This window comes from Bradyrhizobium sp. Rc2d (genome assembly GCF_900099855.1).
In the GTDB taxonomy this organism is placed as follows: domain Bacteria; phylum Pseudomonadota; class Alphaproteobacteria; order Rhizobiales; family Xanthobacteraceae; genus Bradyrhizobium.
Genome location: NZ_FNCU01000046.1, coordinates 1 through 11,787, shown reverse-complemented (window position 1 = coordinate 11,787; position 11,787 = coordinate 1). Strand labels below are relative to the sequence as shown.

The following is an 11,787-nucleotide window of genomic DNA, read 5'->3' as shown; positions in this document are numbered from 1 at the left end:
TCAGAGCACTCTCAAGCCGGCTGATCCTCGCCGCCTTCGAACAACTGGATCGGAGCGCCCGGCATGATGGTCGAGATCGCATGCTTGTAGACGAGCTGCGAATGACCGTCGCGCCGAAGCAGCAGACAGAAATTGTCGAACCAGGTCACGATGCCCTGGAGCTTCACTCCGTTGACCAGAAAGATCGTTAGTGGCGTCTTGGTTTTGCGAACGTGATTAAGGAAGGTGTCCTGTAGGTTTTGTGCGCGGTCTGCCGCCATTTTTTTTCTCGCTTTGAGTTTCTTTTTATTGCGCCGGTTGCGCCCCTGTTTTGGTTGATGCGGGGCCTTTCCCGGTTGCCGTCCCTCATGAGATCCCCCTCGGAAGGAACAGCTGTGCGATTAGAGGACAGGTGGAGTTATTAGGCAAGCCGCTTCAGGCGCCAGCCCTCGCCGTCTTGCCCCGAAAAACTACGGAAATCGATGATTTTCCTCGCTTATCCCTGATGTCTCACTGCAACGTCGCGGCGCGACATCTTGTTTTGACACGTTTTCTTTACGCGAACCGGTACCCACTTCGCTCGAAAACGCTTTAGCCGACACCGAGCGCCTTCAGCTTCCGATGCAGCGCCGAACGTTCCATGCCAACAAACTCGGCCGTGCGAGAAATATTTCCTGAGAAACGGCTGATCTGTGCAATCAAATAGTCGCGCTCGAATACTTCGCGCGCTTCGCGCAGCGGCAGGCCCATGATGTGCTCGCCATTGTTGCTGGTCGGCATCGCCGGCACCATGGAGCCGACGTCCTGCGGCAACATGTCGGCCGTGATGATGACCTCGGGCCCGCCCGCAGCCAGAATCATGACTCTCTCAACGTTGTTGCGGAGCTGGCGCACATTGCCCGGCCAGACGTGCGATTGCAGCACCGCCATCGCGTCCTGCCCGATCTGCCGCTTGGGCAGGCCGCTGCCGGCCGAGATCTGCTCCATGAAGTAGTCGATCAATTCCGGAATGTCCTCGCGCCGCTCCGACAGCGCAGGCACGCGGATCGGCACCACCGAGAGCCGATGATAGAGGTCCTCGCGGAAATGCCCGGCCGCGATCTCCTCTTCGAGATTGCGCGCGGTGGAGGAGATGATGCGGACGTCGACCTGCACCTTGGCGGTGCCGCCGACGCGCTGGAACGACTGCTCGACCAGCACGCGCAGAATCTTGTTCTGGGTCTCGCGCGGCATGTCCGCGATCTCGTCGATGAACAGCGTGCCGCCATGGGCTTCCTCGAGCGCACCGGGCTTGCGCGGCTGTTCGCCGTTGGACTGCTCGACGCCGAACAGCTCATGCTCCATCCGCTCGGGCGTGATGGCGGCTGCGTTGATGACGACGAAGGGTCCGTCGGCGCGGCCCGAGGCCGTGTGCAGCGTGCGCGCCGTCAGCTCCTTGCCGGCGCCGGCGGGGCCGACGATCAGGATGCGGCTGTTGGCTTTGGCCGCGCGCTCGATGGTCTGGCGCAGCTGGTTCATGCTCGGCGAGCGGCCGACGAGCTGGCTGGCGCTCGGCGCGAGCTGCTTCAGCTCCTTGACTTCGCGCTTGAGCCGCGAGTTCTCCAGCGCTCGGGTCGCGACCAGGATCAGGCGGTCGGCCTTGAACGGCTTCTCGATGAAGTCGTAGGCGCCGCGCTTGATTGCGGCGACCGCGGTCTCGATGTTGCCGTGGCCCGAGATCATCACGACCGGCAGGTCGGCATTGTCCTTCTTGACCTGCTCCAGGAGCTGCAAGCCGTCGAGCTTGGAGCCCTGGAGCCAGATGTCGAGGAACACCAGATGCGGCCTGCGATTGGCAATCTCGGCCAGGGCCGTATCGCTGTCGCGTGCCGTCCTTGTGACGAACCCCTCGTCTTCGAGAATGCCCGCAACGAGATCCCGAATATCGGCCTCATCATCGACAATCAGAATTTCACTAGCCATGGGTCGCGCCTGCCTTGTCAGCTACCTGTTGAGGCTTCGATTTTCGTTGAATCATTGGTCTTTTCAGTCGGCTCTTTGGTTTCGGCGGCCGGCTCTTTTGTTTCCGAGTCCGGCCTGGATTCCTTGACGGAATCCGCAACCGTTTCCTTGTTGTCCGGCTTGGTTGCTCCCGGGGGCGCCGGCTCGGCTCCCTCGGACTTGGCGGGTTGCCCGGAGATCGCAAAGCGCATCCGCATCCAGGCGCCGCGCTGGCCTTCGCGGAAGTCCGAGGCGTCCTTCAGCTCGATGCGTCCGCCATGGTCTTCCAGCACGCGGCCGACGATCGCCAGCCCCAAGCCGGTGCCCTTGGCGCGCGTTGTGACGTAGGGCTCGAGCAGCCGCGAGCGCGCGACCTTGGGCAGGCCGATGCCGTTGTCGACCACGTCGATCAGCACGTCCTCACCTTCGCGCGACACCACGACGTCGATGCGGCCTTTTCCGTTTTCCTGGCCGAGCTCCTCCGGCGGGACCTGCTCGATCGCCTCGGTGGCGTTCTTGACGATGTTGGTGACGGCCTGGGAGATCAGTCGCCGGTCGAACTGGGCGCGCAGCGGATCCTCTTTGAACTCGGCCTCGATGTCGATCTCGGGATGGGCGACTTTCATCAGGAACACCGCCTGCCGCACGGTGTCGGCGACGTCCTCGCCCTCCATCACCGGTTTCGGCATCCGCGCGAAACGGGAGAACTCATCGACCATGCGCCTGATGTCGTCGACCTGGCGCACGATGGTGTCGGTGCACTGGTCGAAGATCTGCTTGTCCTTGTCCTCGGTGATGGTCTTGCCGAACTTGCGGCGGATGCGCTCGGCCGAGAGCTGGATCGGCGTCAGCGGATTCTTGATCTCGTGGGCGATGCGGCGCGCCACGTCGCCCCATGCCGAGGTGCGCTGCGCGGAGACCAGCTCGGTGATGTCGTCGAGCGTGATGATGTAGCTGTCGCGCGGTTGGCTGGTCTTCTCGGCGCTGACGCGGACCGAGAGATTGCGCTCGGTGCCGTCGCGGGTGATCGTGATCTGGCCCTGCACCAGGCGCTGGGTCCCTTCCCGCGCCGCCTTCATCATCTCGTCGAGCTCAGGCAGCACGTCGGAAAGCGGGTGGCCGAGCGTCTCCGCTTCGGAGTGCCCGATCAGCTTCTCGGCGGAGCGGTTGAGGATGCCGACGCTGCCGGACGCGTCGACGCCGATGATGCCGGCGCTCGCGGAGGACAGCACGGCCTCGATGAAGCGGCGGCGGCTGTCGATGAGGTCGCTGGCGTTGACGAGCTCGTCGCGCTGGCTGCGCAATTCCTGCGTCATCTTGTTGAAGGTCTCACCAAGCTGGGCAAGGTCGCCTTCGGACTGGTGCACGGCCACCTGAACATGCAGGTCGCCGGTCGAGACCGTGTGGGCCGCATTCATCAGCCGCCGGATCGGCGAGACCAGCGAGTTGGCGAAGTTGAGGCCAATCAGCACCGAAGCCATCAGGATGGTCAGCGCGATCACCGCGAACATCAGCGCGAAGGCGACCTGGATGCCGAGCCGGCGCGACTCGATCTGGGCGTATTCGGCGACGCTGACCTCGGTCTGCTTGAGCTGGTTGACGACGTTCGGATCGAGCGGCCGGGCGACGTAGAGGAAGGTGTCGTTGAAGGCACGCAGGCGGATCACCGCGGCAACGAAGCTCGCATCCGGTAGCACCGCGATTTCGGGTTCGTTCTCGTTGACGTTGCTGAGGAAGTCCGGCGCGGGCGGCGAATAGGCCAGCCGCATGCCGGTGTCGGCGGATTCCAGGATGTTGGTGTTCTTGTCGATGATCATCGCGCCCGGCAGATTGCGGGAGCCGGCGCTGGCGGTCAGCATCTCCCGGAACGAGCGGCGGTCCTGGTCGTAGAGCGGCCGGGCGTGCGCGATGTCGTTGGCCATGCCGAGAATGTCGCCGCGGATCAGCTGCGCATGGTCCTGCATGTAGGCCCGCGCGATCGTCAGCGAATTCTGGATCACCTCCTTGGTCGGCCCCGAGAACAGCCGGTCGAGGCCGCGCTCGATGGTGACGTTGGCGACGACGGCGACCAGCACCGCCGGCAGCACCGCCACGATCGAGAACAGGCTGACGATCTGGACATGGAGGCGCGCGGCCGCCCTGCCCCGCCGTCGAGCCAGGATCAGCTGCCAGAGTTCCCGGACGATGATCCCGACCAGGAGCAGGATCGTGGCCGCATTGATCAGATAGAACGAACGGACCACCTCCGGCGTCGGCTCGATCTTGGTGAGGCCGGTCAGAACCAGGAAGGTGAGGAAGGCCGACAGCAGCGCCAGGGCCACGGCAAAGGGTGCCAGCCAGCGCCGCAGCGACCAGCGCTTGGGCTCTTCGGCTGGGGCCGTGTCAAAGGATGCGGCCGAGGTATCTGCGCTGATCATTCCGGCAATGGGTGCTGAAAAACGGGTCCGCGGGCGCGCGGATACTGATGTATTCGTACCACATTGTTGCCGAATTGCGACAATTCCGCGGCGTCTCGGCCGCGACCGCCGCCCCCATCCACAAGACATCGCGGTTGGACGGGAACGGATTCCCGCCATCCCGGCTTGACGGGGATGGATAGATTTTTTCTCGCGACGATGGTTTCGGCCGTTCTTCTGCTGATCGTGGCCGCCGACCTCCTGGTCAACGGCCTGGGCCTCCAGCAGCCGCCGGTGAATGTCGCCAGCGTGATGCCGGCATCCGGCCGGCTTGTCAGATAGATTTGATGCCGCGCGTTGCGGCCCAATGACCGATTTGAAAGTGCGAGCGGAACATTTCGGTCCGATCCGGACTTCTGCTCACCGCGTCAGCCGCAACGGCCAACGCGATCCGGACAGGCTCAGCTCCGCCTTGGGTGGGGGAGCTGAGCCACCGTCCGTTCTGAAAGCCTAGCCGCCGCTCCGATACACCTGGATATCCAGGTCCCGGATCTTCTTGCGCAGCGTGTTGCGGTTGAGGCCGAGCAGGTCCGCGGCGCGGATCTGGTTGCCGCGGGTGGCTGCGAGTGCAGCCGTGAGCAGCGGCACCTCGATCTCCTTGAGGATGCGGTGATACAGGCCCGGCGGCGGCATGCCGTTCGGAAAGCCCTGGAAGTGCGAGGACAGATAGGCCTCCACCGCGCCGCCGAGATTGTCGACGCCCTGCTGGACCGCGGCGCCCGGGCTGACCGAAGGCGGCGCGAGCTCGCCGTCGATGACCGACGACGTGATCACGTCCTGCGGATAGAGCGCGGCGAGGCGCCGGGCGAGGTTTTCGAGCTCGCGCACGTTGCCGGGCCAGCGGTGCTGCTTCATCCGTTCCAGCGCCAGCGCATCCAGCTTCTTCGGCGGCAAGCCGTCCTTCTCGGCCAGCGTGAAGAAGTGCCGCACCAGATCCGGGAGGTCCTCGATGCGCTCGCGCAGCGGCGGCAGCCGCAACGGCACGACGTTGAGACGGAAGAACAGGTCTTCGCGGAACAGGCCCTGCTGGATCAGGACGCGCAGATCCTTGTTGGAGGCCGCGACGATGCGCACGTCGGTCTTGATCGGGGTGCGGCCGCCGACGGTGGTGTATTCGCCCTGCTGCAGCACGCGTAAGAGACGGGTCTGCGCCTCCATCGGCATGTCGCCGATCTCGTCCAGGAACAACGTGCCGCCCTCGGCCTGCTCGAACCGGCCGGAGGCGCGGGTGTTGGCGCCGGTGAATGCGCCGCGCTCATGGCCGAACAATTCCGATTCAATGAGGTCGCGCGGGATCGCGGCCATGTTGACGGCGACGAACGGGCCGTTGCGGCGCTTGCCGTAATCGTGCAGCGCGCGCGCCACCAGCTCCTTGCCGGTGCCGGACTCGCCCGTGATCATCACGGTGAGGTCGGTCTGCATCAGACGCGCCAGCACGCGATAGATTTCCTGCATGGCAGGCGAGCGGCCGACCAGCGGGATCGCCTCCATCTCGGCGTCCTCGTCCGGCGTCGAGACCCGCTCCTTCGGCTCGGCGAGCGCGCGGCCGACGATGGCGATCAGCTCCTTCAGGTCGAAGGGCTTTGGCAGATATTCATAGGCGCCGCGCTCGGAGGCACGGATCGCCGTCATGAACGTGTTCTGCGCGCTCATGACGATGACGGGCAGATTCGGCCGCATCTTCTTGATCCGCGGCAGCAGGTCGAAAGCGTTCTCGTCGGGCATCACCACGTCGGTGATGACGAGATCGCCCTCCCCCTGGCTGACCCAACGCCACAGCGTTGCGGCATTGCCGGTCAGCCGCACTTCGTAGCCGGCGCGGGACAGTGCCTGATTGAGAACGGTGCGGATGGCGGTATCGTCATCAGCTACGAGAATGCTACCTGCGGGCATCGCTAATCCTCATTTTGCCCCCTGTGATGCAGGCGACGGCTTCCCGGCAGAGTCGGCGCGACTGCTTTGATCGGCATGTTTCACCGATGTGGAATACATCGGCATCAGCACGCGGAAGGTGGTCTTGCGCGGCTGAGATTCGCATTCGATGATGCCCCCGTGATCGCCGACGATCTTTGCGACCAGCGCGAGGCCCAGACCCGAGCCGGTCTGCTTGGTGGTCACGAAGGGATCGAACAGGTTGGGCAGAAGGTCGTCCGGCACACCTGGTCCGTTGTCTCTCACGCAGAATTCGAGCGGCAGGGATACCCGGGATTTTTGACCAGGGACTGACAGGCGCACGCCGGGGCGGAACGCGGTGGTGAGCTGGATCTCGGCGTCGGGCACGTCGATCAGGGCTTCGGCGGCGTTCTTCACGAGATTGAGGAACACCTGGATGAGCTGGTCCTGGTTCGCCAGCACCGGCGGCAGCGAGGGATCGTAATCCTCGATGAAGCGGATGTTGCGGGCAAAGCCGGACTGCGCCAGCCGCTTCACGTGATCGAGCACCGAGTGGATGTTGACCGGGCCGCGCACCACGGGGCGCTCGTCGCCGAACACCTCCATGCGGTCGACCAGCGTCACGATGCGGTCGGCCTCGTCGCAGATCAGGCGCGTCAGCATGCGGTCCTCGGAGGAAGCCTGCTGCTCCAGGAGCTGCGCCGCGCCGCGGATGCCGGACAGCGGGTTCTTGATCTCGTGCGCCAGCATCGCGGCCAGAGCGATCACCGAGCGCGCGGCGCTGCGATGGGTGAGCTGGCGATCCATCTTGTCGGCGATGGTGCGCTCCTGGAGCATCACCACGATGTGGCCGGGCCGCTCAGTGAGCGGGGCGACATGCAGATCGACCTGGCGATCGCCGCCCATGCGCGGCGTGCCGAGATCAACCTTGTATTCGTTGACCGGCGAGTTCGACGAGCGCACCTGGTCGATCAGTGCCAGCAAGGGGCTGCCGAACGGCACCAGTTCCTTCAGCGACTGCCGCTTCAGGAACTGCGTCGAGATTTCGAAGAAGGCTTCGGTCGCGATGTTGGCGGCGACGATCTTGCCGTCCGGCCCGATCATCAGCACTGGATTGGGAAGCGCATCCAGGATCGCGTCGCTGTCGGACGGCCGGCGCTGTTCGGCGGCTGAGTTCATGCAGCAGCGCTCCATGCGAAGTCGTCGAAGGCGTCTTGCAGCGATCGGTGGACCAGGCGCGGATCCTCCGAGGTCAGGATCTTCTGACGCCACCCCCTCAGCTTCTCGACTGAAGCGCCGCTCGCATCAGCCGCAATATCGAGCGCCCACCCGAGATGCTTGCGCGCGTGCCTGAGCCCGATGCGCAGACCGTACAGCGCGCAGACGCCCTCATAGAGCGTGCGGACATAATGCAGCTGCGTCCCGAGCGCCGGCGTTGCTTCCTCTGCCCCACCCTTCAGACGGCGGCCGATCTGGCCGGGCAACCAGGGCTGGCCCTGCGCGCCGCGGCCGATCATCACGGCATCGGCGCCGGAGGCGTGGAGCGCCGCGAGCGCCTTGTCATACGTGGTGATGTCGCCATTGACGACGAGCGGAATGGAGATGGCCTCGCGCACGGCGCGGATCGCATCCCAATCAGCCTCGCCCTTGTAGAACTGGCAGCGGGTGCGGCCATGCACGGTGACGAGGTTGATGCCTGATGCTTCGGCGCGCCGCGCCAGTTCCGGCGCGTTGCGGCTGCGGTCGTCCCAGCCGAGCCGCATCTTCAGCGTCACCGGCACCTTCACCGCCGCAATCGTCGCATCGATCAGGCTGACTGCGTGGTCGAGGTCGCGCATCAGGGCCGAGCCGGACTGGCCGCCGGTGACGTGGCGGGCCGGACAGCCCATGTTGATGTCGATGATGTCGGCGCCTTCGGCTTCGGCGATCCGGGCGCCTTCGGCCATCCAATGCGCCTCGCAGCCGGCGAGCTGGACCACGTGTGGGCCGATTCCCGTGGCTTCGCAGCGCAACCGCGATATCCGGTGGCCGTTGGCGAGCTCATCGCTGGCGGTCATTTCCGACACGACGAGACCTGCCCCTAGCTCGGCGGCCAGCCGCCGAACGGGCGAGTCAGTCACCCCCGACATCGGCGCCAGGAAGACCGGGGTGGCGACATCAATATCGCCTATTTTCAACGGCTTAGAGCCGGATACTGCCGAGCCGGTCACAGGGGTCTCGTTGACTGGACAGGGCCTCATCGCGCCTGCCATGACCTATCTTGCGCACAATTCTTGTGCAGTCAAGCGCCATGCCTACAGTTTAGACAGTTCTGCAGATCTTTCAAGTGCAGTGCAGCAAAATGCTGTTTCCCACAAAGGGTGGAAACCCCCTTTTTTTGCGGGCCTGCCGTGCTAGAGGCATGCCGTCAAATCACCCCACTCCCCGACTCTTCATCACCAACTGAGTATTTGAGTCCTATGGCGAAATCACAACGCACTGCGGTCGTCCTCGTCGCAGCCGGTCGGGGCTTGCGCGCCGGCGCCGGCGGGCCGAAGCAATATCGCGAGATCGGCGGTGTTCCCGTGATCTATCGCGCCATGGAAGCCTTCAGTCGTCACCCCGACGTGTCGGCGGTGCAACCGGTGGTGAACCCCGACGACAGCGCGATATTCACGGCCGCGGTCTTAGGGCTCAAGCACGAGCCGCCGACCGATGGTGGCGCCACCCGTCAGGCCTCGGTGCTCGCGGGTCTGGAAGCGCTGGCCAAGCACAAGCCCGATATCGTCTTGATCCACGACGCCGCCCGCCCCTTCGTCTCCGACGCCGTGATCTCCCGTGCGATCGAGGCGGCAAGTCGCACCGGCGCTGCGATCCCCGTCGTCCCCGTCACCGACACCATCAAGCTCACCGGCGAGAGCGGCCATATCGAGGGTACGCCGGACCGCGCGCGGCTGCGAATCGCGCAGACGCCGCAATCCTTTCGTTTCGACGTCATCCTCGAGGCGCATCGTCGCGCGGCGAAGGACGGACGCTCGGATTTCACCGACGATGCCGCCATTGCCGAATGGGCAGGATTGACGGTTGCAACCTTTGAAGGCGATGTTGCCAATATGAAGCTCACCACTCCCGAGGATTTCGTGCGCGAGGAAGCACGCCTGGCCGCCCAGCTCGGCGACATCAGGACCGGCACGGGCTATGACGTGCACGCCTTCGGCGAAGGCGACCACGTCATGATCTGCGGCGTGCGCGTCCCCCATACGAAAGGCTTCCTCGCCCATTCCGACGGCGATGTTGGCCTGCATGCTCTGGTCGACGCCATCCTCGGCGCGCTCGCCGACGGCGACATCGGCTCGCACTTTCCGCCGAGCGATGCGAAGTGGAAGGGTGCTTCCTCCGACCAGTTCCTGAAATATGCCATCGAGCGCGTTGCGGCGCGCGGCGGGCGCGTCGCCAATCTCGAGGTGACGCTGATCTGCGAGCGGCCGAAGATCGGCCCGTTGCGCGACACCATGCGCGCCCGCATCGCCGAGATCTCCGGCGTCGACATTTCGCGCGTCGCGGTGAAGGCGACGACCAGCGAGCGGCTCGGCTTCACCGGCCGTGAGGAAGGCATCGCGGCCACCGCGAGCGCCACCATCCGTCTTCCCTGGAGCGTGTAAGATCATGGGCGGCAGCGACGCACGCGCCCTCTCCCGCTCGCTGCTCGATCTTTGCCGGATGCGCAAGCTGACGATCGCGACGGCCGAGTCCTGCACCGGAGGCCTCGTTGCCGGCGCGCTGACCGATATTCCCGGCTCCTCTGATGTCATCGATCGCGGCTTCGTCACCTATTCCAACGACGCCAAGCGCGCGATGTTAGGGGTCGAGGCGAGCACGCTCACTAATTTCGGCGCGGTCAGCAAGGAGACCGCAACCGCGATGGCGATCGGCGCCCTCGAGCGCGCCGATGTCGATCTCGCGGTCGCCATCACCGGCATTGCCGGCCCCGGCGGCGCCACGCCCGGCAAGCCGGTCGGCCTCGTGCACTTCGCGGCGGCCGCGCGCGACGGCCGCATCATTCATCGCGAGCACCGCTTCGGCGCGATCGGCCGCAGTGCCGTGCGTGCCCGCTCCGTGGTCGAGGCACTGCGCATGCTGATGGACCTCGCCCGCGGCCCACAAGCCCAGGCCAAGCCGCGCCCCGCAGCCACGAGCCGCCTTCGTCCCCGCGTCACCCGCTCGCCGCGCCGGCATGCGGTGAAGCGCAGGCCGCCGCGCTCGCCGCGGGGCTAAAGGCGCTCTCACGCCGCCGCCAGCAGCGCACTCGCATGATCGAGCACCCGCTGCTTGATGGCATCGGCATCGGACGGCTTCACCTTTGCGCTCACCGTCAATTCCACGACGGGCGCTGCGGGATCGGCAGCGATCACCTTTGTTACATTGACCGAGGGGGCGGTCCTGTCGTCGATGCGGGGATCGTCGCGCAGCTCCTTCAGGATCTGGTCGGCCAACGCATTGGCCGCCCCTGCCCTGACCGGAAACGCCACCTTGATCTCGCCCGTACCGGGATAGGCGCTGTGGTTGATGATGGCCGCGCCCCACACCTGCCCGTTCGGCAAGAGGATCTGCGTGTTGTCGGGCGCGACCAGTTCGGTCATGAACAGCGACAACGACTTCACCTTCCCCGCCTTGCCGGCGACCTCGACGTCATCGCCGATATGGAAGGGACGGAACAGCAGCAGCATGACACCGGCGGCGAGATTGGAGAGCGTGCCTTGAAGCGCAAGGCCGATGGCGAGTGAAGTCGCGCCCAGCACGGCAACGAGGCTCGCGGTCTGGATGCCGAAGAGCTGAAGCACGGCGATGCCGACGACCGCGAGCACGGCATAGCGAGCGACGCTGGCAACGAACAAGGTCACCAGCGGATCGACGCGGTGCGTGACGCTCAATAGGCGCGTGACGAAACGCTGCAATGCGCCGGACAGATACCAGCCGACCGCGAGCAGAATCATCGCGTAAATCGCGTTCAAGCCATACAGGACGAGCGATGCTTTCAGCGTGTCAAAATTGATGGTCATGGCGGCTCCAACCCGGACAATCCGTTGAGAACCCGCGACGGCGCGAAATGATCCCGGCAGATGTCGGGGGAACACGGGTGCCGTAGTCGTGTAGCCCGGATGGAGCGCAGAGAGTGGGCAAGAATTGTGTTTCGCCCCTGATTATATGGCGTAGCCGAGGGTCGGGCGTATTTTTGCTTGGAAGCGCGGTGCCGTGGCTTGTAGGCGGGTGACGGCGTTAAGCAGCCAGAACGCCCAATGTGGATGGCAATTGGCCAGATAGGCCATGAAGCTGTCGATTCCGAGGATGCTCAATACGCGGGAGAAGTTGTAGCAGAGCGCCATCAGGCTCCATTCGCCGCGCACCTTGTCGAAGCCGCGGACGAGGAAGTGGCGGTAGCCCGCCCGGCATTTGAGGGTGCCGAAGGGGTGTTCGGCGAGTTCGGCCCGGCGGCGCATCT

The 11,787-nt window shown here is 65.0% G+C and carries 11 protein-coding genes; 3 read left to right on the top strand and 8 right to left on the bottom strand.

What is annotated here, in order from left to right; all coding sequences use genetic code 11:
* Positions 1–11: 11 nt before the first annotated feature.
* From hfq to BLV07_RS36085, 3 genes are all read right to left on the bottom strand, one after another.
* Positions 12–260: an RNA chaperone Hfq gene (gene hfq / locus BLV07_RS36095; RefSeq protein WP_007591126.1), complete on the bottom strand. Its 249-nt coding sequence runs from the start codon at positions 258–260 to the stop codon at positions 12–14.
* Between the two features lie 310 nt (positions 261–570).
* Positions 571–1,941 (bottom strand): nitrogen assimilation response regulator NtrX, encoded by a 1,371-nt coding sequence (gene ntrX, locus BLV07_RS36090; protein ID WP_027558046.1) that lies wholly within the window; start codon positions 1,939–1,941, stop codon positions 571–573.
* A gap of 17 nt (positions 1,942–1,958) precedes the next feature.
* Positions 1,959–4,376, bottom strand: coding sequence for a sensor histidine kinase (locus BLV07_RS36085; RefSeq protein WP_091895436.1), 2,418 nt, complete (start codon positions 4,374–4,376; stop codon positions 1,959–1,961).
* Positions 4,377–4,550: 174 nt separating this feature from the next.
* Between BLV07_RS36085 and BLV07_RS47970 the strand changes: the two genes are divergently transcribed.
* Positions 4,551–4,697 (top strand): hypothetical protein, encoded by a 147-nt coding sequence (locus BLV07_RS47970; protein ID WP_176945983.1) that lies wholly within the window; start codon positions 4,551–4,553, stop codon positions 4,695–4,697.
* Positions 4,698–4,865: 168 nt separating this feature from the next.
* Here the strand turns inward: BLV07_RS47970 and ntrC are convergent, their stop codons facing one another.
* From ntrC to dusB, 3 genes are read right to left on the bottom strand one after another with little or no spacing between them, the layout of a single operon-like run.
* Entirely contained in the window at positions 4,866–6,308 is a 1,443-nt protein-coding gene (gene ntrC, locus BLV07_RS36080; RefSeq protein WP_091895433.1) for a nitrogen regulation protein NR(I), read from the bottom strand.
* A 9-nt stretch (positions 6,309–6,317) separates the two neighbouring features.
* The gene (locus BLV07_RS36075) at positions 6,318–7,487 is read right to left on the bottom strand and encodes a two-component system sensor histidine kinase NtrB (RefSeq protein WP_091895573.1); all 1,170 of its coding nucleotides are present in this window, start codon (positions 7,485–7,487) and stop codon (positions 6,318–6,320) included.
* Complete coding sequence (gene dusB / locus BLV07_RS36070; protein WP_091895431.1) at positions 7,484–8,485, bottom strand: tRNA dihydrouridine synthase DusB; 1,002 nt, start codon at positions 8,483–8,485, stop codon at positions 7,484–7,486. Before dusB ends, BLV07_RS36075 begins: the two co-directional genes overlap by 4 nt.
* 282 nt (positions 8,486–8,767) lie before the next feature.
* Between dusB and BLV07_RS36065 the strand changes: the two genes are divergently transcribed.
* The gene (locus tag BLV07_RS36065) at positions 8,768–9,949 is read left to right on the top strand and encodes a bifunctional 2-C-methyl-D-erythritol 4-phosphate cytidylyltransferase/2-C-methyl-D-erythritol 2,4-cyclodiphosphate synthase (RefSeq protein ID WP_091895428.1); all 1,182 of its coding nucleotides are present in this window, start codon (positions 8,768–8,770) and stop codon (positions 9,947–9,949) included.
* A gap of 4 nt (positions 9,950–9,953) precedes the next feature.
* Positions 9,954–10,562, top strand: coding sequence for a CinA family protein (locus BLV07_RS36060; protein WP_091895425.1), 609 nt, complete (start codon positions 9,954–9,956; stop codon positions 10,560–10,562).
* 8 nt (positions 10,563–10,570) lie between these two features.
* Here BLV07_RS36060 and BLV07_RS36055 read toward each other — a convergent pair whose 3' ends face one another.
* On the bottom strand, positions 10,571–11,347 hold the full coding sequence (locus tag BLV07_RS36055; protein WP_091895422.1) for a mechanosensitive ion channel family protein: 777 nt from the start codon (positions 11,345–11,347) through the stop codon (positions 10,571–10,573).
* A gap of 141 nt (positions 11,348–11,488) precedes the next feature.
* A partial coding sequence (locus BLV07_RS48395) for a transposase (RefSeq protein ID WP_210187838.1) occupies positions 11,489–11,787 on the bottom strand: 299 nt, incomplete at its 5' end.